Origin of the sequence: Planktothrix sp. FACHB-1365 (genome assembly GCF_014697575.1) — a bacterium.
GTDB lineage: Bacteria > Cyanobacteriota > Cyanobacteriia > Cyanobacteriales > Microcoleaceae > Planktothrix.
In genome coordinates this window covers 20438-44284 of sequence record NZ_JACJSC010000010.1, presented here as the reverse complement: position 1 = coordinate 44284, position 23847 = coordinate 20438, and the positions used below count along the sequence as shown (strand labels likewise).

The 23847-nt window shown below is 40.9% G+C and carries 28 protein-coding genes and 1 other annotated feature; of the genes, 14 read left to right on the top strand and 14 right to left on the bottom strand.

Going from position 1 to position 23847, the window contains the following annotated elements; genetic code table 11:
• Positions 1 to 13: 13 nt before the first annotated feature.
• Positions 14 to 682, bottom strand: coding sequence for a hypothetical protein (locus H6G57_RS13565; protein ID WP_190519359.1), 669 nt, complete (start codon positions 680 to 682; stop codon positions 14 to 16).
• A 298-nt stretch (positions 683 to 980) separates the two neighbouring features.
• Here H6G57_RS13565 and H6G57_RS13560 point away from each other — a divergent pair, with 298 nt between their 5' ends.
• The 3 genes from H6G57_RS13560 (at position 981) to H6G57_RS13550 (ending at position 5195) form a co-directional block, all read left to right on the top strand.
• Complete coding sequence (locus H6G57_RS13560; RefSeq protein WP_190519357.1) at positions 981 to 3101, top strand: S8 family serine peptidase; 2121 nt, start codon at positions 981 to 983, stop codon at positions 3099 to 3101.
• Between the two features lie 197 nt (positions 3102 to 3298).
• A complete protein-coding gene (locus H6G57_RS13555) occupies positions 3299 to 4195 on the top strand; it encodes a type II secretion system F family protein (RefSeq protein ID WP_190519356.1) in 897 nt (298 codons plus the stop codon).
• Positions 4196 to 4370: 175 nt separating this feature from the next.
• Positions 4371 to 5195, top strand: coding sequence for an alpha/beta hydrolase (locus tag H6G57_RS13550; protein ID WP_242048974.1), 825 nt, complete (start codon positions 4371 to 4373; stop codon positions 5193 to 5195).
• A 112-nt stretch (positions 5196 to 5307) separates the two neighbouring features.
• Here the strand turns inward: H6G57_RS13550 and sipA are convergent, their stop codons facing one another.
• Positions 5308 to 5559: a regulatory protein SipA gene (gene sipA, locus H6G57_RS13545; protein ID WP_190519354.1), complete on the bottom strand. Its 252-nt coding sequence runs from the start codon at positions 5557 to 5559 to the stop codon at positions 5308 to 5310.
• A 144-nt stretch (positions 5560 to 5703) separates the two neighbouring features.
• Here sipA and rbfA point away from each other — a divergent pair, with 144 nt between their 5' ends.
• The 3 genes from rbfA to H6G57_RS13530 all read left to right on the top strand — a co-directional run bounded on the left by rbfA (position 5704) and on the right by H6G57_RS13530 (position 8267).
• On the top strand, positions 5704 to 6102 hold the full coding sequence (rbfA, locus tag H6G57_RS13540) for a 30S ribosome-binding factor RbfA (protein WP_190519352.1): 399 nt from the start codon (positions 5704 to 5706) through the stop codon (positions 6100 to 6102).
• A 103-nt stretch (positions 6103 to 6205) separates the two neighbouring features.
• Positions 6206 to 7810 (top strand): glycoside hydrolase family 3 N-terminal domain-containing protein, encoded by a 1605-nt coding sequence (locus H6G57_RS13535; protein ID WP_190519351.1) that lies wholly within the window; start codon positions 6206 to 6208, stop codon positions 7808 to 7810.
• Between the two features lie 232 nt (positions 7811 to 8042).
• Positions 8043 to 8267 carry a DUF4327 family protein gene (locus H6G57_RS13530; RefSeq protein WP_072719914.1) on the top strand — a complete coding sequence of 75 codons (225 nt, stop codon included), beginning with the start codon at positions 8043 to 8045 and terminating at the stop codon, positions 8265 to 8267.
• A 455-nt stretch (positions 8268 to 8722) separates the two neighbouring features.
• Here H6G57_RS13530 and H6G57_RS13525 read toward each other — a convergent pair whose 3' ends face one another.
• Both H6G57_RS13525 and H6G57_RS13520 read right to left on the bottom strand, forming a co-directional pair.
• On the bottom strand, positions 8723 to 9124 hold the full coding sequence (locus H6G57_RS13525) for a hypothetical protein (RefSeq protein WP_190519349.1): 402 nt from the start codon (positions 9122 to 9124) through the stop codon (positions 8723 to 8725).
• A gap of 128 nt (positions 9125 to 9252) precedes the next feature.
• On the bottom strand, positions 9253 to 9609 hold the full coding sequence (locus H6G57_RS13520) for a hypothetical protein (RefSeq protein WP_190519347.1): 357 nt from the start codon (positions 9607 to 9609) through the stop codon (positions 9253 to 9255).
• A 157-nt stretch (positions 9610 to 9766) separates the two neighbouring features.
• Here H6G57_RS13520 and H6G57_RS13515 point away from each other — a divergent pair, with 157 nt between their 5' ends.
• The 4 genes from H6G57_RS13515 (at position 9767) to H6G57_RS13500 (ending at position 12556) form a co-directional block, all read left to right on the top strand.
• Positions 9767 to 10684, top strand: coding sequence for a cation diffusion facilitator family transporter (locus tag H6G57_RS13515; protein ID WP_190519345.1), 918 nt, complete (start codon positions 9767 to 9769; stop codon positions 10682 to 10684).
• A gap of 120 nt (positions 10685 to 10804) precedes the next feature.
• Positions 10805 to 11152, top strand: coding sequence for a 4a-hydroxytetrahydrobiopterin dehydratase (locus tag H6G57_RS13510; RefSeq protein ID WP_190519343.1), 348 nt, complete (start codon positions 10805 to 10807; stop codon positions 11150 to 11152).
• Between the two features lie 88 nt (positions 11153 to 11240).
• Positions 11241 to 12143, top strand: a complete 903-nt coding sequence (locus tag H6G57_RS13505; protein WP_190519342.1) for a TIGR02587 family membrane protein — start codon at positions 11241 to 11243, stop codon at positions 12141 to 12143.
• Entirely contained in the window at positions 12140 to 12556 is a 417-nt protein-coding gene (locus H6G57_RS13500; protein ID WP_190519340.1) for a TIGR02588 family protein, read from the top strand. Before H6G57_RS13505 ends, H6G57_RS13500 begins: the two co-directional genes overlap by 4 nt.
• Before the next feature lie 82 nt (positions 12557 to 12638).
• Here the strand turns inward: H6G57_RS13500 and H6G57_RS13495 are convergent, their stop codons facing one another.
• Positions 12639 to 12842 carry a hypothetical protein gene (locus H6G57_RS13495; RefSeq protein WP_190519338.1) on the bottom strand — a complete coding sequence of 68 codons (204 nt, stop codon included), beginning with the start codon at positions 12840 to 12842 and terminating at the stop codon, positions 12639 to 12641.
• Positions 12843 to 13621: 779 nt separating this feature from the next.
• Between H6G57_RS13495 and H6G57_RS13490 the strand changes: the two genes are divergently transcribed.
• Positions 13622 to 13804: a hypothetical protein gene (locus H6G57_RS13490; RefSeq protein WP_190519336.1), complete on the top strand. Its 183-nt coding sequence runs from the start codon at positions 13622 to 13624 to the stop codon at positions 13802 to 13804.
• Between the two features lie 71 nt (positions 13805 to 13875).
• Here H6G57_RS13490 and H6G57_RS13485 read toward each other — a convergent pair whose 3' ends face one another.
• Complete coding sequence (locus H6G57_RS13485) at positions 13876 to 15279, bottom strand: IctB family putative bicarbonate transporter (RefSeq protein ID WP_190519334.1); 1404 nt, start codon at positions 15277 to 15279, stop codon at positions 13876 to 13878.
• A 186-nt stretch (positions 15280 to 15465) separates the two neighbouring features.
• Between H6G57_RS13485 and H6G57_RS13480 the strand changes: the two genes are divergently transcribed.
• Together H6G57_RS13480 and H6G57_RS13475 are read left to right on the top strand one after the other, a co-directional pair.
• A complete protein-coding gene (locus tag H6G57_RS13480) occupies positions 15466 to 15693 on the top strand; it encodes an antitoxin (RefSeq protein WP_190519332.1) in 228 nt (75 codons plus the stop codon).
• A 2-nt stretch (positions 15694 to 15695) separates the two neighbouring features.
• Positions 15696 to 16094, top strand: a complete 399-nt coding sequence (locus H6G57_RS13475) for a type II toxin-antitoxin system VapC family toxin (protein WP_190519330.1) — start codon at positions 15696 to 15698, stop codon at positions 16092 to 16094.
• A gap of 40 nt (positions 16095 to 16134) precedes the next feature.
• On the opposite strand, the gene H6G57_RS13470 is transcribed toward H6G57_RS13475, so the two are convergent.
• The 4 genes from H6G57_RS13470 to H6G57_RS13455 form a co-directional block, all read right to left on the bottom strand.
• A complete protein-coding gene (locus H6G57_RS13470; RefSeq protein ID WP_190519328.1) occupies positions 16135 to 16869 on the bottom strand; it encodes an NUDIX domain-containing protein in 735 nt (244 codons plus the stop codon).
• A gap of 100 nt (positions 16870 to 16969) precedes the next feature.
• A complete protein-coding gene (locus H6G57_RS13465) occupies positions 16970 to 17548 on the bottom strand; it encodes a nicotinate-nucleotide adenylyltransferase (RefSeq protein WP_190519326.1) in 579 nt (192 codons plus the stop codon).
• A gap of 41 nt (positions 17549 to 17589) precedes the next feature.
• Positions 17590 to 18528, bottom strand: coding sequence for an ADP-ribosylglycohydrolase family protein (locus H6G57_RS13460; RefSeq protein WP_190519324.1), 939 nt, complete (start codon positions 18526 to 18528; stop codon positions 17590 to 17592).
• 203 nt (positions 18529 to 18731) lie between these two features.
• Positions 18732 to 20153, bottom strand: coding sequence for a nicotinate phosphoribosyltransferase (locus tag H6G57_RS13455; RefSeq protein ID WP_190519322.1), 1422 nt, complete (start codon positions 20151 to 20153; stop codon positions 18732 to 18734).
• A gap of 603 nt (positions 20154 to 20756) precedes the next feature.
• Here H6G57_RS13455 and H6G57_RS13450 point away from each other — a divergent pair.
• Positions 20757 to 20936, top strand: a complete 180-nt coding sequence (locus H6G57_RS13450; RefSeq protein ID WP_190519320.1) for a hypothetical protein — start codon at positions 20757 to 20759, stop codon at positions 20934 to 20936.
• A 242-nt stretch (positions 20937 to 21178) separates the two neighbouring features.
• Here the strand turns inward: H6G57_RS13450 and rplL are convergent, their stop codons facing one another.
• The 4 genes from rplL to rplK all read right to left on the bottom strand — a co-directional run bounded on the left by rplL (position 21179) and on the right by rplK (position 23838).
• On the bottom strand, positions 21179 to 21574 hold the full coding sequence (rplL, locus tag H6G57_RS13445; RefSeq protein ID WP_190519318.1) for a 50S ribosomal protein L7/L12: 396 nt from the start codon (positions 21572 to 21574) through the stop codon (positions 21179 to 21181).
• A 70-nt stretch (positions 21575 to 21644) separates the two neighbouring features.
• Positions 21645 to 22193: a 50S ribosomal protein L10 gene (rplJ, locus tag H6G57_RS13440; protein ID WP_072719958.1), complete on the bottom strand. Its 549-nt coding sequence runs from the start codon at positions 22191 to 22193 to the stop codon at positions 21645 to 21647.
• A 102-nt stretch (positions 22194 to 22295) separates the two neighbouring features.
• Positions 22296 to 22483 (bottom strand) — a sequence feature (ribosomal protein L10 leader region).
• Between the two features lie 118 nt (positions 22484 to 22601).
• Positions 22602 to 23318, bottom strand: coding sequence for a 50S ribosomal protein L1 (rplA, locus tag H6G57_RS13435; protein WP_190519316.1), 717 nt, complete (start codon positions 23316 to 23318; stop codon positions 22602 to 22604).
• A gap of 94 nt (positions 23319 to 23412) precedes the next feature.
• Positions 23413 to 23838 (bottom strand): 50S ribosomal protein L11, encoded by a 426-nt coding sequence (gene rplK, locus H6G57_RS13430; protein ID WP_190519314.1) that lies wholly within the window; start codon positions 23836 to 23838, stop codon positions 23413 to 23415.
• Between the last annotated feature and the right edge of the window lie 9 nt (positions 23839 to 23847).

Here is a 23847-nt window from a genome sequence, read left to right as displayed (position 1 = left end):
ACCCGACTCCCCATTATGGTGCAGCAGAGGTAGGTTGGTTTTCTGCGTTACCTGTGCGGGGAAAGGGATCGGTTACAAATCCTAATTCGAGTAACTGTTGATACGCTTTTTTCCCTAAATCTCTCGTGGGGGCTTGGGATCGGATAATCTGAATTAATAAGGGAACCGCAAGTTCAGGTTGATTTTTAGCTCGGTGTAATAATGCTAACTGATAGGTGGCGGTATCGCGCATTTGTGCCGTTTCACGGGCTGCATTTCTGTGACTGTCTGCAATGCGGTTATCGACACCGGAAAAACTAGCTGCTAACTGTTGATAAAAATTAGATAATTGGTTAAAAACTTGACGCGCTTCCTGAAGTTTTTTTTCAGCTTCAGTGTAATTTTCACCGGAAACAGCAGTATTAGCTTCTTGCATTAACCGTTTCCCGCCCTCAATACTTAAAAAACTACTATCCAACGACAAAGGACGAATATCATTAGGATTGAGGGGAACCGGATCACCCGATGGTGGCGCAACCTCCGTTTCTGTGCCATCCCTCAACTGTACATCCCCTGGTGAAAGGGTGGGAGAAGATTCTTGAGCATTAACACCGAGCGGGAATAAGACACCCCAAGCCATCATCAAAGGGATAGATAGGTAGGCTGTACGTTGAAGGAAGCTAACAGTTCCAGAGGATACCATGACTCAATTGCGCGAACGCGATAAAAAAAAACATTAAACTTCATGGATCTTATCATTAATCTTGACCAATCCCGTACTGTGTCAGTAACCTCATCCCAGCTTTACCGAGACAGGTTATATTTTTTTTGGGGCTGTAGGGATCAGGATTTTATTGGTTTTCTGCCAAACCGTCCAGAATACATAGATCTACATTATGAATGTGAATTTAAACCTTAAAGATTCACGGCGGTTTTAACTACCCGCGTCGTTTCCCTCTCAGGTCTAAAAATTCAGAGTTTCCCACTTACCGAACTATTTTATGACATCACCAGTTAACTCATCTAATGTTTCACAACCCAACTATCAAGGAATTGGCGTTCCTGACCAGAGTATCGGCAATGTTTTGCAACGGGGTGGAGAGGAATTAATTCTGCATAAAGTTCCTGATCGCTTTACGGTCAGATTGTCTCCCAGTACCTCTGGAATTAAAGATTTACCACAGCCACCGATTCCAATGCAACACGCCAATAGTGTTCCTCCGGCTTTAGAGGAAGTTACAGTGGCTCCCAATCAATTGGATGAGGCGATGGCATTAGCCCGGAATTCGGAGTATATTGACTTTGCCAGCCATGTTTACCAACTGGATAACGATCCCTCCTCAGTGATTTATTTAACTAATCAACTGACTATTCAGTTTCAAGAAGACGTTGATGCTTCAACACGAGAGTCTATTACTTCAGAAGTAGGATTAAAAGAGTTAAAGCCGATAGAAGGGATACCGAATGGTTTTGTTTATGAAATTACAACTCAAGCTCAAGAAAATCCTTTAAAAATTGCCAATCGTTTAACTCGAAATACTCAGGTTTTATTGGCTGAACCGAATATTGTGATTAGAAGTCAGCCCCATTATGTTCCCCGGGATTCTTTGTACAGTAAGCAATGGTATTTACATTGTAATGAAGGTAATCAAATGGCAGCAGGTTGCCATATTTCGGCTGAACAAGCTTGGGATATTACCAGAGGAGTTCGTTCTATTGTTGTGGCAATTAGCGATGATTCTGTTGATATTAATCACCCGGATTTTCAAGGGGTTGGTAAAATTGTTGCGCCTTTGGATTTAAAAAGTCGAGATAGTCTTCCCCTTCCCGAAGCTCCAACGGATAATCACGGAACCGCTTGTGCTGGGGTGGCTGTTGCTGAAGAAAACGGTAAAGGCATTGTTGGGGTAGCACCCGGTTGTGCTTTAATGCCGATTCGGACAACAGGGTTTTTAGATGATGAATCCGTTGAACAAATTTTTAATTGGGCGATTGATAAAGGAGCTTCTGTTATTTCTTGCAGTTGGGGGGCGAGTGCCATTTATTTTCCTTTATCAGTTCGTCAAAAAGCTGTTATTAATAAAGCTGCAACTAAAGGTCGTCAGGGTAAAGGTTGTGTAATTATTTTTGCAGCTGGAAATGCTAATCGTCCAATTAATGGTATTCTTGATGAATCCGGCTGGCCTAATGATATTATTAAAGGTCGGGTTAAATGGTTATCTGGTTTTGCAGTTCATCCTGATGTAATTGCGGTTTCTGCTTCTAATAGTCTGGGTAAAAAATCGGCTTATAGTAACTGGGGAACTGGGGTTTGTGTGTGCGCTCCCAGTAATAATGCGCCACCGGGAATGTGGTTACAAGAAACCGGATATATTGGTACTCCTCCGGTTTTGAAAGGAACGTTACCGGGATTAGGGGTATTTACAACTGACCGCATGGGAGCCGCTGGTTATGATCAATCGGATTTTACACCTTATTTCGGTGGAACCTCTAGTGCGACTCCCGTTGTGGCTGGGGTGGCAGCTTTAGTGTTATCCGCTAATCCAAATTTAACAGCCCAAGAAGTTCGACGAATTCTTGAACAAAGTTCAGATAAAATTGTGGATTCTGATCCTGATCCTCAGTTGGGAATTCGCATGGGAAATTATGATAAAAATGGCTATTCTCAATGGTTTGGCTATGGCAAAGTTAATGCGTTTAAAGCGGTGCAAATGGCACAAAATAAACGCATGGTTCAGCAACAAATTTCTCGCAATATTTCCCAAGAAAATAGTCAAATTCTAGCTATTCCTGATAATAATTCCAAGGGTCTGATTAGTTCAATTACGATTACAGAAACCAGTCCGATTCAAGATATTCAGGTAACAGTTGAAATTGAACATAGTTTCTTAGGAGATCTTGAAGTTTGGTTAGTTGCACCCAATGGAGATAAAGTTTTACTTCAAAATCGAACTTTAGGGGTTAAAACTCAATTAAAAACCACCTACACCTTACAAAACACACTGTATTTAAGACAGTTTCTCAATCTCCCAGCCCAAGGGAATTGGCAGTTAAGGGTGATTGATGCTGTTGCTGAAAATACGGGAACTCTCAAATATTGGAAACTGGATTTAGGGTTGTAATTTCCAAAAACAGGGAATATTACTTCCGTTGAGATGGGCCAATGGTCAACGGATCTCTTAAAATTGCCAACAACCCTTGATTCTAGGGTTCCTTTTTGGCACAATAGAGCATCCAGTTGAGGATAGATGATGAACAACCCTTCATCTATCCTCTTCTCTGTAACTTCTGCCCTCATGCAGTAACACCCAGTTCCCTAATGACTCCCCGCGAAAAAGCTCTTTTTTTCTTCCAATTGGCAACATTATTGAACTCCGGCTTAACGGTACAGCAGAGCTTAACTTTGGTGGGGAAAGAAAGCTATCCTCAATTAGGCCGTTATCTCAATAAAATGATAGCAGCAACAGGAAGAGGGGCTGATTTAGCCTCCGCCTTAGCCTTAGCATCCCGATATTTTGACCGTTGGACAATTGGTTTGATCCAACTGGGAGAATCCCAGGGGATGTTACCGGAAATTTGCTATCGAATTGCTGAGATTGAGGAACAACAAGCTCGTCATCAACAACTGTATCAATCTGTCACCCTTGCGGCTATTACTACAGCTATCAGTATTGCCCTGTTGGTACTCACCTTATGTTATTTATCGGGTTTATCGGGTCAGGGGTGGTTTTTTGTGTTGGGAATTTTAGCGGTGATTGGATTGGCGATTCCTAAAATTGTGCCTCGTTTACCCTTGGTGAAAAAAATTGCCACAGCCCGGATGATGTTGTATTTGGGAGAATTAAAATTACCCCTGAGTTGTGGAATGTCGTTGTTAGCCGGATTAGAATTAATTCGCGCTCATATTCCGAAATCGGAAATGAAAGCTACCATTACCATTGCATTAGGTCAAATACCCGCCGAAAAAACCTTGAGTCAAAGCTTAGAAGGGCGTTTACCTGCGGTGGCTTTGCAAATGATCCGCACCGGAGAAGCGACGGGAAGATTAGATTTAGCCTTACAAAAACTCACAAATTACTATGAAGAGGAACTTGAACAAACCTTACGTCGTCTACAGAGTCTTCTCGTTCCTGCCACAATTATTATTGCGGGTACAGTTGTCTTGCTATTAGCACTACAATCTCTAAAATCTCTATTAATTCTGTTACCCAGTTAATGTCGGCTCTATAGCCCACACCATAAACCTTACACGCTATGCTTTAGACCCTACACCCTACCCTCTATTCCCTAGGCTGATAAAAAATTGGACTTTACTCTTGTGAAACTTGGCAACACCATTTAAGCTGTTAAGTCAAAACACACTGATTGTTTTGCAATTAAATCAGTTAATAATGAAAATACCCAAACCTCAAAGACTACAACCGAGATTAATTTTGGGGGTACTGGCTGGGGTATTATTCAGCAACACTGCTGTTATGATTCCCCAAGCAAAAGCGCACCATCCTAGCGCTTGCCCCCCATCCCCGGATTATATGAGAGTCCCTTCACCGATTCTCGATTTTCCGAACGCGGATCGCACGGTATTCTGTGGAGAAGATCGTGTAATTCTGACCTACGGCCCCTTCCAAGTCCCCATCTTAATCAGTGAATTAAAAGCTTTTGCTGAAACGGGGACTATGACTAAAACGATTAGTCAAATCGTTAAGGCCTCTAAAATCGAGCCCGATACCCTTCGAGGTCTGATGACCTTAGAGGTCGGTTTTGATTTAGTTCCCTTTGTTTGCATTATCACTTCCCCAGAAGGTGAAGAATTAACGAATGCGGTGGGGACAACGATTAGACTGCATCGTGGAAAACCGGGAATCTGGAATAGCACTGCTGCTATGAACGGGACAGCAATCCGTGCAGCCTTGATCAATGCCCTTAGTGCAGACGGGAAACTATCTTTCTTGGATATTCTCGATAACTATCCCACTCCTGGAGCATACGTTGATATCGGGAATATTCCTGAGACAGTGGATAAAGTTAAGGGTCTAGCCGGGAATCTCGATTCTCTGTTTAAGAAAGCCTCTCAATATGGAAAAGCTGGGTGTTCAGTCCAAGAAATAAATTTCCCTGCTGCACCCCCAGCCCCACCACCTACACCCCGACCCCCACTACCGCCACCACCACCCCCACTACCGCCACCACCACCCCCTGTCCGAGGTCTGTGGTAAAGGTGTTGTTCTAAACTAACTGTTTTCTGTGGGTGATGCCATCTCTTCAAGGGGTGGCATCGTTTTGTATAGTAGGGAACAGTTGTTTCCTCTTTGTTGCGATCGCTTCAATTCAAGTATGTTTCATCTTCTCCTCGTCTTTAGAGGGCTCTACGGCTTCAATATATTGACTATCCATTAAGAATGCCCCTTTTGAGAATAAAACCCCCCAATAGCCACCGGGTCGTCTATCAATCACAATACCGACTTCGCCGAGTTTAATCACACTCGATGGCCGTAAAATTGGCATGGGTTCGGCTGTTTTCACATAGGGAGGAATGGCAATCACTCTTACTTTTTGCCGGATTTCAAACTCTTTTTCCATTAACAAACCCAGAAATGATCTTCAATCCGTAAGATATCATGGGGCTTAATCCCCCAATTATCGGGATTTTATCGGCAAAATGAGAAATAAGCACGTTAAACTTGAGACAGTGCAAGAATAAGACTGTTTGAGGGGGTCGTAATCATGGCTACAGATCGTCGAGTGTCCCGTGTGGCTTCACAAATTAAACGGGAGGTCAGTCAGATCCTGATTGATGGGATTAAAGATGACCGTGTTGGCAGTGGTCTGGTAAGTATTACGGATGTAGATGTTTCAGGCGATCTGCAACACGCCAAAATTTTTGTCAGTATTTATGGGACGGAAGAAGCTAGACGAGAAACAATGGAAGGGTTAAAGTCTGCAACGGGTTATATCCGTTCTTATTTAGGTCAGCGCGTTCGTTTGCGTCGCACTCCAGAAGTGATTTTTTTAGAAGATCGTTCCTTGGAACGGGGAGACAAAATGTTAAGCTTATTGAACGAAATTTCCCACAACCGCAAGCCTGACGAAGAAGATTTTAGCGATTATGGGGAAGAAGAGTAGAAGGTAGGGGGAGCAGGGGGAATTTATTAACTTCTGACTCCGCACTCCGCACTCCGCACTCCGCACTCCGTAACACAACAGCCAACCGTCAACAGCCCAGATTATGACTCTTTCTTTAGCAGAACAAGTAGCCCAGATGGTCGTGGTGCGCGCCTCTGGTTTTTTATTTGATCATCAAATTCGTTATCCCCTTTGGGAACCTCCGGCCCAGCGCTTGCAATATTGGTTACAGGATTTGGGTGTGGGGGGAGTCATTTTAGTGGATGGGAGTGCGGCGGAATTGGCGGCTCGGACTCAATTATTGCAATCCTGGGCTAAATTTCCGTTATTGGTGGCGGCTGATGTGGAGGAGGGGGTAGGTCAGCGATTTGCGGGAGCGACTTGGTTTCCGCCGCTGATGGCGATTGGGGCGTTAGCAAATCAATCCCTGGAACAAGCCAAATTTTATGCTGAAAAAATGGGGGCGATTACAGCCCAAGAAGCTCTGACGGTCGGGTTAAATTGGATACTAGCCCCCGTTGTAGATGTTAATAATAATCCTAAAAATCCCGTCATTAATGTTCGTTCTTTTGGGGAAACTCCAGAACGGGTGAGTCAGTTAGCCACGGCTTTTATTCGGGGATGTCAAGGTTATCCGGTATTAACGACGGCGAAACATTTTCCGGGTCATGGAGATACGGCGATTGATTCCCATTTAGAATTACCTGTAATTCCCCATTCTGATGAACGTCTAACCCAGGTGGAATTACCCCCTTTTGTGGCAAGTATGGCATCGGGGGTCGATACAGTGATGATGGCGCATTTATTAATTCCGGCTTGGGATACTGAACGTCCGGCTACCTTATCTCCGGCTATTGTTCAGGGTCAGTTAAGACAACGGTTAGGATTTGAGGGGTTGGTGGTGACCGATGCTTTAGTCATGGGGGCAATCGCCAAACGATATTCTCAAGAAGAAGCTGCCATTTTAGCGGTGGAAGCGGGGGCGGATATTTTGTTAATGCCCCTTGATCCCCAGGTAACAATTAAAGCTGTTTGTACGGCGGTGGCGGAGGGTCGGATTTCTCCTGAACGGATTGAAGCCTCTATGGAGCGAATTTGGCAGGCAAAAGCCAAGGTATTTCCAGACTGGCAACGGTCGGAGTCCTATTGTTTCCCCCATCGAGATTCCAAGACTTTATTTGATTCCTTGTCTCAACCCACCTCTCAACAACTGGTGAGGACAATTTTACAGGATTCTCTCAAACAGGGAGGAACCTTACCGTTAGTTCTGCCTCAAACTCCACAACCGATGCGAAATTTGGTGATTGTGGATGATTTGCTCAATTGTGCGATTTTAGGCAATCATACCCCGGCGATCGCCCGTCCAACCCAGTTGGGTTATCGGTTACAACTGGTTGATTGTCATGCTGCGGTATCTTCGGATTCGCCAAATGATTCATCACTCCGTATTTCTTCTGATCCCACTTTACTGCAAGTGTTTATTCGCGCGAATGCCTTCCGTGATAGTTCGGGGTTAACCCAAATTGCTCAAGATTGGTTAAATATTATATTAAGAGAGAATCAGTTACAGGCCCTTGTAATTTACGGAAGTCCCTACACCCTAGAACAGTTTTTACCTCAAATTCCCCCTCAAACTCCTTTTGTTTTCTCCTATGGTCAAACGCCGGTTGCACAGGAGATGGCATTAAAAGTTCTCTGGGGAATTTAAGAAAAAGTTAAGAACAGGGTCTGATCATCAATCCAGAGGGTGATCACAGAAAAACTTCGGAAGGCTTAACCCACGTCCTGGGCGTATGTCTAGGGACTTTTCAAATTTTTATGGAAAAAGCCCCAGTATTTGTATTGGCTTATACTGAAAAAAAACCTTTCCTAAAATCAATTTTTCGATTATATTAATAGTGATGCCAACAACTTCTCCGGCAACCCCAAGAGGGCGAACTATGACTTACACCACTGTCCAATATTCATTAGATGTGATCAAAGACGAAGCCCGCCAACTCGTCACCAAGGGAATTGTGAGCCGTCAGCAACCCATCTATACACTTTGCCAATATATTCCAGCACGGGAATGGGCTTGTGTGGAGTGTGAGTTGGAAGAGTGCAATTTCTTGCTCAGAGATCGAATTGGCGACTTAATTGGCCATGAAACCTGGGATAATGATTAAAATCCCGACTGAATTTTAAAACACAAAAGATTTTTCAGACTTTTTAGTTCGCTAAATGTTGACTCCTGTACCTGTAGGCTCAAATTTATGGGTCTACTGATCCAGGTCAAGTTAGAAACTCAATCTAGTGGCTCTTTCAGGCCTTGCTGATTTCCGATGTCTTAAGTCTAAAATATCTTGAATTCGTAATCAATGGGTTGACTTAGGATTAATCCTGGCAGTTTGAAGGAACGTTGCTCAAGACCTGAGATTCGGAAACGAATAATAAAGTTAAAATTTAAGCTCGTGCGATATGGTATCGATGGCAGTATGAAATTGAACAATTTCAGGATAGATTCTGCGATTAGATATCAAGCAATAAGACTGAAAACGATAATCCCGCCCGATCATCCCGAACCCAATTCCGATCAATTCTGATCCCAAGAGTTGAGTTTTGGAGGCGGGATTAATCGTCATTAGTGAGAAGAATTGGATTCGCGTAGGTGTTTTAATTCATCTCGTAACTCAGCGATTTGAGTGGTGAGGTCTTGGATTTCCCGGATAGGTTCTGGGTCAGAGCCGTTTGGAACTGTTGAGGGATAGGACACAGAAGACGAATTTGTTACCGTTGTTGTGTCTGTATTAACGTTCTGATGACGTTGAGAAAGGATCGTATCCACAAAATTGCGAGCTTCTTGCTCGGTCATTTTTCCTTTTTCAGCCCATTCATCAGCTAATTCGCTAACCTGTGACTGAATTTTTCCGAGATTCTCATTGCGTTTGTAAGGATCTTGTAAGATCTCAATCAGGGAAGAAGTCGCGCCCAGGGTGACGCGAAATCCTTTGTGGAGTAGGTCGGTTAAGTGTTCAGCATTCATCAGAATCAAAACATTCCTTAATTTAGATAGGATTCAAGCTTGAATGTGATCAGCGTTTGGTAGATTTGTTCGGGATGAGTTAGCCTAAGCCCAAAAAAAGCCCGATTTTGCTTGTATATTCTAACAACTTATTCGCTTACTTGGTCGAGGTATTGATTTACATCATCAATAATTCGGGTGAGTTCCGCTTCAGTCATGAGTTTAATGCGTTCATCGCGGACTGTAATCAAGACTTTCGCCGCAAAGGGACTTGGCCAAATATTAGGGTTACAAAAAACTTCTAAAAAAATATCCCCGGTATATTGATATTCAATTGGCTTTTGAGGGGTGGGTTTACCGCTTCCTGGAGTTGTTTTTGCCGCCACCGCTTTGAGTTTTTGCATGATTTCATCGAGTACCCCTTTTAAATTCTGGGCGGCTTCGGGGGTAAACCGCAGAGAGACAGAACCTTGAGTTAAATTGAGTGTGAGTGGAGAAGCAGACATAGAAACCCTATTCAAAACAACACTTAAAATCCTTTAATCTAATTTTACTGTTAAGTTAACCGAAATGAAAATTAATTTCAATAGTTAATTTAATTAGAGAAGATGATATTCTAAAAAAAGTTTTCGTTTAGCCTCAAAGTTTCAAAGGGGAGGTTTTATGGTTCAGGATAATCGTTCAAAAATTCAATGGGTTTTATTGCTAACACTCGGTTTAAATCTGTTAGTCATGACGATTAAAGTGATTATCGGAACAATAACAGGGTCTTTGAGCTTACTCGCTGATGCCCTCCATAGTGTAACAGACAGTGCCAATAATGTTTTAGGATTAGTTACGAATCATTTTGCCTCTCCCCAACCCGACCGAGAACATCCCTATGGACATCAAAAATTCGATGCGTTAGGGGCTTTAGGTGTTGGTGTTTTTTTGGGAATTGCCTGTTTTCAAATTTTAAGTGGAGCCGTAGAACGGCTTTTTAAGGGGGGTGAACCTGTCAAAATTTCTCCTCATGAATTATGGATTTTATTGATTGTTTTAGGGATTAATATTTTTGTCGCTTATTATGAACGGACTGCTGGACAGCGTTTAGGCAGTGCTGTTTTAGTAGCCGATGCTAAACATACAATGAGTGATGTTTGGATAACCATTATGGTGCTTGGAGGATTAATTGGAATTTGGCAAGGGGAGGTTTGGAATTTGCCTAAATTGCAATATTTAGATGTAATTTTAGCGTTTCCCGTAGCCTTATTAGTATTTAAAAGTGGCTGGAGTGTATTAACAGAAAATTTGCCTTGGTTAGTGGATCAAATGGTGATTGATCCCGAAACTATTAAAGAGATTGCCATGTCTGTTCCTGGTGTATTAAATTGCCATAATATTGCGTCTCGTGGGATGATTGGACGGCAAGTTTTTATTGAAATGCACATGATTGTTGACGCAACAGATGTAGAAACAGCCCACAGTATTACAGAAGCAGTGGAAGCCGAATTAGAAAACCGTTTTAGTCCAGTCAGAATTTTAATTCATGTTGAACCCCCCCAATATCAATCCGAACAAATTACCTATGAGTCTCAATAGGTAAAGATGAAACGGCAAAATTCTCTCTATAGATAGATAAAAATTAATCTGTTTTTTTTTATGCTGATTCAATAAATAAGCAGAAAAATCAAACTTAATTGATGATATTCAGGAGATAAAATGACATCTTTAACTCAACAAAGGTGTGAGGCTTGCCATCAAAAATCAACTCCCGTGAGTTTAGAGGAAATTGCTGTTCTTAAACCTCAAATTCCCTATTGGCATTTAATTGAAGTAGACGGAGAATCCCGACTACAAAGATCTTATTCATTCCCAGATTTTAAAACGGCTTTAGCTTTTACCAATCAAGTCGGTGAAATTGCTGAATTAGAAAATCATCATCCGACTTTATTAACAGAATATGGAAAAGTTACGGTAACTTGGTGGACTCATGCTATTTCAGGGTTACATCAAAATGATTTTATTATGGCAGCCAAAACCGATGATTTAGCAGGAGTTAAGAATTAAAAATTACAATTACCCATTAGGAGTAAGACGCTTAATGACTTCTCGGTTTCCTATTATTAAGTATAACAGCTTATCCCCTTTAAGGTGAATGAAAAGGCAAGTCTATTCGGCAAATCGTTCAAAATCTTGGTCTTTTGAGTGCCAAGAACTGGTACGAGGAATGTCTGGGGGATTTTTATTTGGAATTCCCCTATTATATACAATGGAAGTTTGGCAAATTGGTTCCTTTACAGAACCCCCATTAATGCTAACGCTATTGGGAATTACCTACTTTGTTGTATTTTTATTAAACCGAGTTTCTGGATTTCGTCGTCATCAACAGAGAACGCTAAAAAATACACTTTTAGACAGTGTTGAAGCTTTGGCTATTGGGTTAGTTTGTACCACCTTGATTTTAATATTATTAAGAGAAATTAATCAAGACACTCCCCTAAATGAAGCTCTGGGGAAAATTATTTTAGAAAGCATTCCCTTTGCCATTGGTGCTGCGTTAGCTGAGTTAATGTTAAGTGATGAACCCTCTAAACCTTCCTCATCACCTCAACAGAAAAAACCCGAAAAATCAGCTTATTTGAAAGCGCAGAAAATTAATTTACGAGACACAGTAGATGATATAAGTGCCACTTTTATTGGAGCTATGTTTATTGCTTTTAATATTGCGCCTACGGATGAAGTGCGGATTCTTGCGGGTGCAACCTCTCCTCCTTGGTTAATTGCTATTATTATTACTTCTTTAATCATTTCCTATGGAATTGTTTTTGCGGCGGGTTTTATCAATCAACAAAAGCGTCATCATCAGCAAGGATTATTTCAATCTCCCCACAGCGAAACCATTTTTTCTTATTTAATTTCTCTAATCGCTTCCGTTTTTATGCTGTGGTTTTTTCAGAAATTAAATTTTAGTGATCCTTGGTTTTTATGGCTACGCTCGACTTTAATTTTAGGCCTTCCGGCAACCGTTGGAGGAGCAGCAGGACGTTTAGCAATATGATTAAAGATGATATATCAAATCAAAATTCATCAGAATCGAATTTCTCAATAGCTGAAAAATTTAGCTTTAGTATTGCTATTTTTATTTTAGTGCTGTTGTTGGGATTGGTCATTTATAGTTGGCGAATTCAAAAACATAAACCTCCCGTTTTAACCTTGACTCAACGGGAAATGATACGCCAAGAACAGAAACAATTTTATGTACCCTTTACCGTCCTTAATGAAGGAGGAGAAACTGCACAATCCGTACAAGTAATTGGGGAATTTTACTCGAATGGAACAGTCATTGAACAGGGAGAACAACAAATTGATTATCTTTCTGGGGGAGAATCAGCATCAGGTGCATTTATTTTCAGTCATAACCCCCAAGAAGGAGAAGTTAGAATTCGAGTCGCCAGTTACAAGTTACCGTAAGACTGATTGATTAAAAAAGAACAATTTCCTCCCCTGAGTAACCGGAGAGGAAATAAAATCGAATCCGGTAAAATCAGTTCCCTTATTTGGGAGAAGCCGCCGGAGAAGGAGAAGCTGCTGGAGCAGTGGTCGCTGCTGGAGAAGGAGAAGCTGCTGGAGCAGTGGTCGCTGCTGGAGAAGCTTCAGGAGCGGGGGTAGTTTCAGTGGTAGTATTACCACCACAAGCTGTTAATAAACAAGAAGAAGCTATTGCTAAACCCGTGAACACTACAGCAAACTTTTTCATAGGAGATCTCAAGAAGATTGGAAATCGGTAAGTAACTAGATTGAGAAAAAAACACCCCTTAATCTCAGAAATAGTTCTGAAGGGTAAGTTCAATATTAAACCCAGATTGAGGTTTAACTCTTTCCGTTTTCAGGGACATAGTTTGAAGCAACTTGAAGCCATTCAATTGAAGATTCTCGATTCCTAGAACGCTTAAATTGAATGAGGTACAAGTCACTTTTGTATTCCCCTGACTTTAATATCGACTGAAGGATTAGTGAGGGCTCCCAGTTCCTAAAATTCTAGCGAGAAATTAGGAAAGATTGGGAATAAAAACGCCTCACTCATCACAGCTATTCTTAACTCAAGGAAACCGCTTTTGTCAATAAGACACCCGGAATTTCCTGAGTTATTCTGACCTTACCCTTCAGAAAATGCAACTTTCCTGAGTTATTAAGGAAGTTGTGATATTTCTCTTTGTTTACCTTACATATAATACAAGGTTTTATTCAAAATGGAAGACACTCTAAGGTAAATTACTTAAACCTATATTATTGTGTTAGGTTAGAAAAACACTACAAATTACAGTCAACTTAGAAAAGGATTGTGCCAGTTTGACAAACTGTCCTAGGGAGTTACCTGACTCCAGATCACCTTAAGACCCATCCATAGGAGTTGAAGTGTTGACTGTCTAGGTATTGAGGGTTCACATCGGAAACTAGCACAACCATGAGTAGAAATTCAGTGACTTCGGTTTTACTGAGTACAGGTAAACATCATCGACTTGTGAGAATCTGACTATGGAATTCTTATTGTGCTACAGTTCTACTTCTACGGTTGCTGGTGCATTTTATTCCCAGGAAAAAGTTAAACAAGCTCAGGAGCTTTGGTCTTCAATTCAAAACCTCTTTTCTCCTCCAATTTTAGGAACCCTTGACTACACCATAACTGAAGAATTAGAAGCATTAATGAGGATTGGATAACCTTTGAATACCCGATTTGTAGACGTATTGGAAGGGGACGGGATACTGAATGAGAGAAGAAATTAGGCATTTCAATACGTCTGAACTTCATCGGATAAAATTCGAGGTTTGGGTTGATAATAACTGGCTATTAATGCAATCATTAACCACCATAAAGTATTAACTTGGGGACGATACCAAACCGTATCTACTAATCCATGACCCAACATCCCCACTAACGTAGAAATTGCTGCTATTAACCAAAATCCTTGGATATTTCCTAACTCTCGGAGTCGTTTTAATTGTATCCATCCTTGATTAAAGGTTACGGTTAATAACCACAGAAAACAACTTAAACCGATGATTCCAGTTTCAACGGTAATTTCTAAAAGAATTGAATAGGCGCTTAAAGCACTGTAGCGAGGCTGCATATAGCGGGGATAAATATTATTAAAGGCTACATTTCCGGGGCCAATTCCTAAGATCGGACGATCTTTAATCATCTCAATCACTGACATCCAAACATTAATTCTAAAGTTATTACTACTATCTCCCCGTCCAGCAAAAATACTCGCTACCCGATCTCGAACTGGGGGAACAAATATCACCGCAAATAATAGAAAAAGGGTTAATCCAGTTAAACCCATTGGTAAAGCCCATTGTCGCCAAAAGGGAGAAAATCGAATACTGAACCAGTATAATAATAGAATGGCAAAGGTAAACAGTAATAGCACTAATCCAATCCATCCTCCTCGGCTAAAAGTTAAGATTAAACAGGAGGAATTAACAATAATCATGGTTAAGGCTAAAGCTTTTGGTAAAATCCCTTTCCAAACAAAGAATGAAGCTAAACTTAACCCCACTGCGGGTAATAAATATCCAGCTAATAAATTAGGGTTATCTAAATAACTATAAACCCGTGTTAAGTTGGATTGTGGAGAAGTGGGATCAACCCAAGTGGCTAAGGCTTCTGCGCCAGAAAACCATTGTCTTAAACCATAAACACTAACGATTAAAGCTGTTAACAAAAAGATAGTAATAAAAATTGAACGAATTTTAGGCGATCGCAATATTTTCGCCATTAATGCAAATAAAATTAAATAAAGGGTTAATTTGATCCACCCACTAAAGGCTGCCATTTTAACCAGAGATAAGGCGGTTGCAATGGTGGCAATTCCCCAGTATAATAAAACAATTAAATGAATCGGAGTAAAGGCTGTTTGTGAAGGTTCATCGGTGAGGGTTAATAATAACCACCAAGCAGCACAAGCAATTAATAAAACCCCAATTAATGCGGTTCCCACGAAGGGGGCTAAACCAAATACAATACTAATTAATAAAGCTGCCAAAGGTTCACCCCACTGCAATAGCCAACTTCCCTGTCGCCATTGCTGTAAAACGCCTGTTAAGCGATAGAGAACACTGGTATTACGCCATTGGTAGATTAATAGGTTTTGCAGGGTAAATTGTTGCCAAACGGTGTTTAAGGTGGTCATGCCATGTAATAGGTTGGGAAATCACAGAGGATGAAATTCAGAGATTAGTATACCTTAATTTACCCATTGTGAACAAAATTCTCTATTCCTTCTACCGACTCTGACCCCATAACTGTTTGATACTAGGTCAATAAACCCTTAAATTTGATAGAATAATATTAACCTATCTTCGACAATATTAAAGCAATGGATACTGCTAAACTTTTAAAAAATAGCAATGAACAAACTCTAGTTTTACCCGAAGAATATCAATTTTCTGGAGATGAAGTTTACCTAAAAAAAGTTGGGAATGTTTTAATTTTAATTCCCAAAGATCATCCTTGGCAATCTTTAGTGGAAAGTTTAAATCTATTTTCTGAAGATTTTATGGAATCCAGAGAACAACCTCCTCTTGAAATCAGAGAGGAATTCTAGGAATGAAATATTTATTGGACACCAATATTTCTATCTACATCATCAAGAAAAACTCTCAATCAGTTTTGGATAAATTTCAGAGCTTAACTCTGGGTGAAATCGGTATTTCAGCAATTACTGTAGCTGAATTAGAATACGGAGTTTACAAAAGCCAAAAACAACAACAAAATCGAGAAGCTTTAGCAACATTTCTAATTCCTTTACAGATTATTTCTTATGATATCCAAGCAACTCAAGTGTATGCACAACTGCGAGGAGAATTAGAAAAGAAAGGAACAGTTATCGGCGCAATGGATATGCTAATTGCATCGCAAGCGATTAGCTTACAAGTCACTTTAGTAACTAATAATTTAAAAGAATTCTCTCGAATTCCTAACTTATTATTAGAGAATTGGGCTTAATCAGGTAGAATTTAAAAAAATAGGGAGTTAGAAACAAAGATCAAACAAACACTAAGGGTTTATCTTTTAAGGGTGCAAAGGCTTCCGCATCAAATCGATATAAACTTGCAGGTCTACCCGCACCCCGTGATGTTTTTACCCCCGTATCCGAGAGAAATCCTAACTTCAGTAAACGGCTTCTAAAATTAGAATAGTCGGAAAAGCCTTCTCCTAAAATTGTTGTATAAAATTGATATAAATCTCCTAATGTAAACACTTCGGGTAGCACATCAAAGGCAACGGGACTATATTCTACTTTATTTTGTAATCGACGATAACCATATTCTAAAATTTGATTATGATCAAAGGCTAACTGGGGAACTTTGTCAATGGGATACCAAGCAATTCCTGTGACTTTATCCGCAATTAATTTGGCTTCTTCAAACCGAACTATGGCAAAATAACTGACGGATAAATAGCGAATATTATAACTCTCAGGTGCTTCTCTGGGATCACGATTTGGCCCTCCAAAGGTGTATAATTGTTCTAAATATAAATTTTTAACCCAAATTTTTTCTGATAAAATTCGATAGGCGGCATCTTCTAAAGATTCTCCTTTTTGGACTAAAGTTCCCGGTAAACTCCAAGTATTAATAAAGGGTTCTTCTTTTCGCATGACTAATAAAACTAATAGACGATTTTGCCCCGTATCAACAGAAAAAATTACATTATCAACCCCAACCTTGAAATTTTCTAACAAAGGAGATTCTGTTTTTTTAGAATTTCTTTCAATCATTTATCCTGACCCTATATTTTTAGATGAAATTTGATTAAGTTTTTAATATTTTCAATAAAGCTTCCCTAAAATAATGTTAAAAATTAATGATAATATTTTTTCAGTGTTTAACAGTAGACTCATATAACTGTTGTTGATCAATATAAGCTTGTACAGGAGGGGGTAAAACCTCTATATTTCCGGTTTGACGATAGTGACTTGAGGAAACTGGCAAACCTTTAATATCAGCAATTTTTACCTGTCCTCCTAACTGTTTAAGTTTCTCTAAATCTGTTGCTTCTACCCCATAACCCGGTCGAGGAACAATTAATAATTTTACTTGTTTTAAAAGGGTTTCTATTTGATACCATTGGGGAATTTGTTGCACTAAATCTGAACCAATGACTAAAGTATATTCTGCCTCTGACCAATATTGTTTTGCCCTTTCTAGGGTTTCTAAGGTTCGGCGACTACTGAGTTCAGGATACACCGCAATATTGGGGTTAGGCGGGTTAATTTCCTCTATTAATAGAGATAACATTTTCATCCGATGTTCTAAGGGGGTTTGATGGGTTTTAAAGGGGTTGTCCGATGCCCAAACTACAACTTGATCAAACCGTTGAGATAACCAATGGAGAATGGCTTGATGTCCTGCGGTTGGAGGGTCTGCGCTGGTTCCAAATAGGGCAATTTGAGTCATTTTTGGTTTAAGTCACTTTTATTAACAAAATAAAAATTAAATTATAGGGAAATTGCTTGTTCTAACCGCTTGGATAAAGCAATAATATCATCTTTGCGAGCAATTTGTTCAATCCATTCTGACGGAATATTTTCCAACCCATAATAAAGTCCGGCTAAACCTCCCGTTACTGCGGCTGTTGTGTCGGTATCTTCTCCTAAATTAACAGCTTTGAGAACGGCTTCAGCGTAAGAAGATGTCGTTAATAAACACCACAAAGATGCTTCTAAGGTATGAATCACATAACCACTGGATTCAATTTTATCCATTGATAACTGATCAATTTTTCCGGTTAAAACTCGTTCAAACCGAGAGGCTTCTACCGTTAAACTGGGATTATAATAAATCGGTTTTACCGCTTCTATTCCTTCAAGGTAAGCCGATTTTAGGTCTAAACCTTCAAGTAGTTTAACAGCAATACTAATATAAATTCCGCAAGCCATTTGAGATCGGACATGAGCATGGGTTAAACAAGAACATTCATGAACCCACTGCATTAACTGATAGAAAGAAACCGAAGAATATAAAAAACACATCGGTAAAATTCGCATCAAGGAACCATTTCCATTACTGCGTTCATCAGTTTCTCCTGCTTCCACAGGATTAACCCCATTAAGGATATTTTTAATCGCTTGATTTGTGGTTCCACCAATATCAAATACCACGCCATGAGGTGTCCATTCTTGCTGATAGCGCCAACGACCAAAGGAATCAGCGATCGTTTTTAAATTATATCCCTGACAGAGACTATCTGCTAAACATAACATCAACGAACTATCATCCGACCAAGTACCCGGAGGTTGTCGATAGGTTCCCTGTCCTGTCATGGTTGTAATGGGATTTTCAAGACGTTCTTTGCGACTAGAAAATTCTACGGGAACTCCTAGTGCATCCCCCACACAAACCCCCATTAAACCCGATAAAATTGATGATTTTTTCATATTTCAAATGGGTTGCTCCCCCCCTCATCATTTCTCAATCCATTTAAACCCGTAGGATGGGTCAGCACTTCTCACAAGCATTACCCCACATTCTACTCCATTTGATAATTTTTAATTTTCCAGACCCCAGACCCCAGACCCGATATCAATCATGAGTTTCAATAGGTAGCAGATGAAGGGGGGGTGTTCCCATTCTACAACAATTAATGACGGGTGGTTTTTGTTAATTCTTGTAACGCAGGAGAAATCTGAATTGTTGGGGAAATGGGATGATTTAAACATCGCGTTTCTGAGGGCAAACTCGCAACGGATTTCGCCGTGCGTTCAGCTATTTCTGTTAAAGATTCCGTAGGATAAAGTGGTTTTCCTTGCTTCATCACTAACTGCATTAACGGTATCCGTGACGAAAATATCGATTGCACATTAGAATAATGCCAAGATTCAGACTCCATTGGTTCTGTCATTAACCCAATCTCATCAGCCATTAATTGACCTTGTTTCAAGGTTCTGAAAATTTGCTTTCTCCCCGGATAAGTTGTCTTTCCCGTTGCTTCTTTCATCACGGGTTTTCCTTCAATTTCCACTAACTTATAAACTCCATTTACGGGAGTTCCTGTCACTAATTTTGTCCCCAAACCATAGCCATCAATCATCGCCCCGGCTGCTTTTAAACGGGCGATTTCATATTCATCTAAATCCCCACTGGCAAAAATTGGAATATTAGGTAAAAGCGATCGCACTTGCTGTGATAAACTGACTAAATCCCCCGAATCTAACCGCACCCCTTTTAGTTCAATTTCTCCCCGTTTCACCTGTTCTGAAAGTTTACGGGCAGCATCAATTGTATTATAGGTATCGATTAATAAAGGAGCCCCTGGAAAATAGCGATGAAAAGCCGTAAATGCCTGAGTTTCTGACCCTTCTAAAGCCGAAATTGCCATGACTAACGCATGGGCCATTGTTCCGGTGGGTTTTTGCCCTAATTTCAAGGCTGCTAAAACGTTAGACGTTGCATCTAACCCCCCTGCTAAAGCTGCCCGCGCCGCCCAAATGGAAGCCTGGGGACTAAACGCCCGCCTTGTGCCAAATTCTAATAACGTTGCTGTTGGCCCTGCCACATCCCGCAACCGGGCTGCCCGGGTCGCAATTAAGGTTTGGTAATTAATTGTATTTAATAGATAAGTTTCGATTAACTGAGCTTGCCAGAGGGGCGCTTCTATTCTCAAGAAAGGTTGGTTCGCAAAAATAGCTGTCCCTTCCGACACCGCCCACACATCCCCGGTAAAGCGTCCGGTAGCCAATAGTGACCAAAACTTCTGGGGGGCGTGGGTAAATAGTCCCGTAGACTGTAGGCTGTGAAGTTGAGCCTCGCTGAAGCGGAATTGCTCTAAATAGTCGAGGGCTTGGGCGAGTCCCATGGCAATTAAATAGCCAAACCCTTCCGGTAGACGGCGCGTAAACAGTTCAAAACTGGCTTGTCGTTGGTCGAGTCCCTCCCCGGTATAACAGGCAATCATTGTCAGTTGGTAGAGGTCGGTCAATAGACTATAATCATCGGGGGTAAAATTCAGGTCGGGGTCTTCCCAAACTTCCTGAAACTTAAGGGGAGACAGGGCGGTACTCATAACGTCATATCCTAGGTGAACTCAATACTTTAATTATAGTAGATTTTACCAAATTTATTAAGAGTAACCCTAGATACCGTTTGATAAAAATGCTGTTTTTAAAGGGTTTTAGGCGATATTTAGGGAAAATTTACATTTATTTATGGTGATTTTAATTAAAATATAAGATTAGACAATATAGCACTACCCATTGCAGTTAGGACACTTCTAAATCCAGCAAACTCATTCCCTATTTTCTTTTCCCCCCTGTTCCCTGTTCCCTGTTCCCTGTTCCCTGTTCCTCGCTATAGTTTCAGAAAATTATCATTTGTGCAAAAGTAGAATTCCGCTTAAACTGGTAATAGACCTATCAAACTCAAAGTGATGAGTTTGCTCTGCTATTTTCGATCTGCTACCGAACAACCACTCATCTTTCAAGTCTATCCATCCCTAATCTTGTCTCCCCTGTTCTCAACAGACAATTTTTAGGCGTAACGTTTCTATACCGGATTTTTCATCAATTTCTGCTGCACCTGGTCTATACACAGCCGATGAAAGCAACAGAAAGTTTTGTTATGCACATTTTTGGTGCTGTATTTCACTTCAATGGAGACTTGCAAAGTTATGTTCACTCTTCTGTTATCTAGTATTGTTAACGGTAGTATTTTATTGCCTGAAAATTTTGAAAATGCTAGTTTAGGGGTCTATTCTATTGTTAAAAGACCTCAAACATCTCAACCCTTCATCATTCTGTCTCAAATCCAGAAAACCGGTGAAGATGACCCAATTGTTCCTCCCAATTAAAAAGTCTTTCCGAAAGCCATTTCATCCGCAAAAAAACCAAAAATAATTCATATTATCAGCTATCATTCTTTGAGTTTTTCTTAGGGAATGATAGCTATTAATTGGAAACAGAAATATTAGAGAAAAAATAGCAACAAACTCATTCACTGCTTACTATTCCCTACGAGAATAAAAAACCTGATTTCTGAATTAGAAACCAGGCGAGGAACGAACTAAAAAACTAAAATTAAGCCACGTTAAAATTATTTAACGGAAACTTTAGCACCCGCTTCTTCCAGTTTTTTCTTTGTTGCTTCAGCATCATCTTTGTTAGTACCTTCTTTAACCGCTTTAGGTACAGCTTCCACTAAATCTTTAGCTTCTTTCAGACCTAAACCCGTCAGTTCACGCACCACTTTCAGAATTGTAATTTTCTTATCAGCCGGGTATTCTTCCAGAACAACATCAAATTCTGTTTTCTCTTCAACTTCTTCTGCTGCTGCGGCACCGCCAGCACCAGCAGCCGGCATCATGAAACCACCGACGGGAGCGGCTGCGCTTACCCCGAAAGCTTCTTCAATTTGTTTAACTAATTCAGACGCTTCTAACAGCGTTAAAGACTTCAGTTGTTCCAGAATTTGATCAGTAGTTGCAGACATTCTTTAAACTCCTAGACAATGTAACGTTTTTGTTTGATACTTGTTGCCAAAGCAAAGCTTATCCGAGAAACTATACAGCTTCGTCGTTTGAGCCATTTTGATCTTTTTCGGCATAGGCATTGAGAGCGCGTGCCAAAGACCCCGGAACCTCGTTGATCCCAACGGCCAGTTTGGTCGCCACACCATTAATAGCACCAGCGATTTGAGCCATAAGTTGCTCTTTGGAGGGTAAATCTCCTAATGCTTTAACATCACTTTCACTCAGCAGCCGGCCTTCCATAACGCCGCCGCGAACTTCCGTTTTCTTAGAAGCCTTTTGGAACGCTTGGTAAGCTTTAATGGCACTACCAAAGTCCTCTTTGACTAATAAAAAAGCATTGGAACCCTTCAGCAACTCCGTCAAAGGCTGCCAGTTGCTTTGACCTTCGATAGCAATTCGCATTAAGGTATTTTTTGTCACCTTGCAAACACTACCGGAGGGACGAAGCTGTTGCCGTAAATTGGTGATTTCTGCAACGGACAAGCCGCTGTAGTCAATCACAATTGCCAGTTGTGAATCTTTGAGCGTTTCTTTGAGTTCGGCAACAATTGCTTGTTTATTTTCTAGGGTTCTTCCCATTCTTGTGGAACCTCCGTGTGACATTGCGGTTCATGTTCATCCCTTTAAGGTGATGTGATAACCGACAATGATTGACTTCTTCCCCGACGCGACAGAGCGCGAATTCGCCATAAAAAACCTCGGTTTTTTACCGAGGTCAAAACTTAAAACTTAAACATTCAGGATAAAGACACACAGATTCCTGTTAGTCTGTTACTGACCCTATAATTGTTTAGCTTTAAACTCGTTTAACCTCGGCAGGACATTAAGCGTTTTGCCCCTGCTGTCTGCGGTGAGTTAGCCGTTTATTGGTTTAAATACGCAATTTTTTATCATTGCATATTTTATTGAATTTGTCAAGGAAATTTGTAAAAATCTTGGGGAAAGTGGAAAGTGGAACAGGCATCTTGCCTGTTCCACTTTCCAGCTTTAAGCCACATCCCCAATTTTTAGTTCTCGCAGTGCGGTAATATCCACTTCAATAGATGGCCCCATTGTGGCGGCAATAAACACACTGCGCCAGTAACGACCTTTTGCCCCCGAAGGACGGTTACGGTCAATACATTCTTGCAGAGCCGATAGGTTCACCAGCAAATCTTCCGCAGAAAACGCGGCTTTCCCAAACATAATATGAACGATCCCAGTCCGATCAGCCCGAAATTCTAGTTTCCCGCCTTTAAATTCTGCGATCGCTTGGGCGACATCCATCGTCACCGTTCCCCCTTTTGGAGAGGGCATTAAGCCTTTAGGCCCTAACAGCCGTCCCAGTTTTGCCACTTGAGGCATCATATCCGGTGTGGCAATTAAGCAGTCAAAATCCAGCATTCCTTTCTGGATATCATTAATTAAATCTTCTGAGCCAACAATATCAGCCCCTGCACTTTGAGCTTCCGTGACTTTTTCACCTTTGGCTAATACCGCCACCCGGATCACTTGGCCCGTTCCTTTGGGCAAGGTCACGGTTGTCCGCAGTTGTTGATCTGTATATTTGGGGTCAATCCCTAAACGAATATGAGCTTCGGCTGCTTCAGGAAACTTAGCTGTAGCGGTTTCCTTTAACAGTTTAATAGCTTCTAAAGGTTCATAGGGCCGTTCTTCAACCTTTTTTCTGAGTTCTTGTAATCGACGAGATACTTTTTTTGTCATTCTCTAATCTCCTGGGGTGATTAACGAAGGTACACTTCTCCCCCATTAAAGGGTTAACTTAAATCAAAGTATTCAACCAACGCCTGAAGTCGCCTTAATCGACAATGGTAACTCCCATGTTGCGGGCGGTTCCTGCCACAATTTTCATAGCAGCGTCCACATCATTTGCGTTCAGGTCGGGCATTTTTGTTTCGGCAATTTCTCGTAACTGAGCTTGCGTAATTTTGCCCACTTTCTTGCGGTTCGGTTCCCCTGAATCCCGTTCAATACCTGCGGCTTTGCGAATTAACACCGAAGCCGGAGGGGTTTTCAGAACAAAGGTAAAACTCCGGTCTTCAAAAACCGAAATTTCCACCGGAACTACAAGACCTGCTTTATCTGCGGTTCTGGCGTTATATTCTTTACAGAACGCCATAATATTCACCCCGTGTTGACCCAAAGCGGGGCCAATGGGAGGTGCAGGGTTGGCTTTGCCCGCAGTAATCGCCAACTTAATAACTGCTACAACTTTTTTTGCCATTCCTTAGCC

Coding starts and splice junctions, on each gene's coding strand:
- H6G57_RS13565 (WP_190519359.1), bottom strand. CDS start 682: ATGGTATCCTCTGGAACTGTTAGCTTCCTTCAACGTACAGCCTACCTA.
- H6G57_RS13560 (WP_190519357.1), top strand. CDS start 981: ATGACATCACCAGTTAACTCATCTAATGTTTCACAACCCAACTATCAA.
- H6G57_RS13555 (WP_190519356.1), top strand. CDS start 3,299: ATGACTCCCCGCGAAAAAGCTCTTTTTTTCTTCCAATTGGCAACATTA.
- H6G57_RS13550 (WP_242048974.1), top strand. CDS start 4,371: ATGAAAATACCCAAACCTCAAAGACTACAACCGAGATTAATTTTGGGG.
- sipA (WP_190519354.1), bottom strand. CDS start 5,559: ATGGAAAAAGAGTTTGAAATCCGGCAAAAAGTAAGAGTGATTGCCATT.
- rbfA (WP_190519352.1), top strand. CDS start 5,704: ATGGCTACAGATCGTCGAGTGTCCCGTGTGGCTTCACAAATTAAACGG.
- H6G57_RS13535 (WP_190519351.1), top strand. CDS start 6,206: ATGACTCTTTCTTTAGCAGAACAAGTAGCCCAGATGGTCGTGGTGCGC.
- H6G57_RS13530 (WP_072719914.1), top strand. CDS start 8,043: ATGACTTACACCACTGTCCAATATTCATTAGATGTGATCAAAGACGAA.
- H6G57_RS13525 (WP_190519349.1), bottom strand. CDS start 9,124: ATGAATGCTGAACACTTAACCGACCTACTCCACAAAGGATTTCGCGTC.
- H6G57_RS13520 (WP_190519347.1), bottom strand. CDS start 9,609: ATGTCTGCTTCTCCACTCACACTCAATTTAACTCAAGGTTCTGTCTCT.
- H6G57_RS13515 (WP_190519345.1), top strand. CDS start 9,767: ATGGTTCAGGATAATCGTTCAAAAATTCAATGGGTTTTATTGCTAACA.
- H6G57_RS13510 (WP_190519343.1), top strand. CDS start 10,805: ATGACATCTTTAACTCAACAAAGGTGTGAGGCTTGCCATCAAAAATCA.
- H6G57_RS13505 (WP_190519342.1), top strand. CDS start 11,241: ATGAAAAGGCAAGTCTATTCGGCAAATCGTTCAAAATCTTGGTCTTTT.
- H6G57_RS13500 (WP_190519340.1), top strand. CDS start 12,140: ATGATTAAAGATGATATATCAAATCAAAATTCATCAGAATCGAATTTC.
- H6G57_RS13495 (WP_190519338.1), bottom strand. CDS start 12,842: ATGAAAAAGTTTGCTGTAGTGTTCACGGGTTTAGCAATAGCTTCTTCT.
- H6G57_RS13490 (WP_190519336.1), top strand. CDS start 13,622: ATGGAATTCTTATTGTGCTACAGTTCTACTTCTACGGTTGCTGGTGCA.
- H6G57_RS13485 (WP_190519334.1), bottom strand. CDS start 15,279: ATGACCACCTTAAACACCGTTTGGCAACAATTTACCCTGCAAAACCTA.
- H6G57_RS13480 (WP_190519332.1), top strand. CDS start 15,466: ATGGATACTGCTAAACTTTTAAAAAATAGCAATGAACAAACTCTAGTT.
- H6G57_RS13475 (WP_190519330.1), top strand. CDS start 15,696: ATGAAATATTTATTGGACACCAATATTTCTATCTACATCATCAAGAAA.
- H6G57_RS13470 (WP_190519328.1), bottom strand. CDS start 16,869: ATGATTGAAAGAAATTCTAAAAAAACAGAATCTCCTTTGTTAGAAAAT.
- H6G57_RS13465 (WP_190519326.1), bottom strand. CDS start 17,548: ATGACTCAAATTGCCCTATTTGGAACCAGCGCAGACCCTCCAACCGCA.
- H6G57_RS13460 (WP_190519324.1), bottom strand. CDS start 18,528: ATGAAAAAATCATCAATTTTATCGGGTTTAATGGGGGTTTGTGTGGGG.
- H6G57_RS13455 (WP_190519322.1), bottom strand. CDS start 20,153: ATGAGTACCGCCCTGTCTCCCCTTAAGTTTCAGGAAGTTTGGGAAGAC.
- H6G57_RS13450 (WP_190519320.1), top strand. CDS start 20,757: ATGTTCACTCTTCTGTTATCTAGTATTGTTAACGGTAGTATTTTATTG.
- rplL (WP_190519318.1), bottom strand. CDS start 21,574: ATGTCTGCAACTACTGATCAAATTCTGGAACAACTGAAGTCTTTAACG.
- rplJ (WP_072719958.1), bottom strand. CDS start 22,193: ATGGGAAGAACCCTAGAAAATAAACAAGCAATTGTTGCCGAACTCAAA.
- rplA (WP_190519316.1), bottom strand. CDS start 23,318: ATGACAAAAAAAGTATCTCGTCGATTACAAGAACTCAGAAAAAAGGTT.
- rplK (WP_190519314.1), bottom strand. CDS start 23,838: ATGGCAAAAAAAGTTGTAGCAGTTATTAAGTTGGCGATTACTGCGGGC.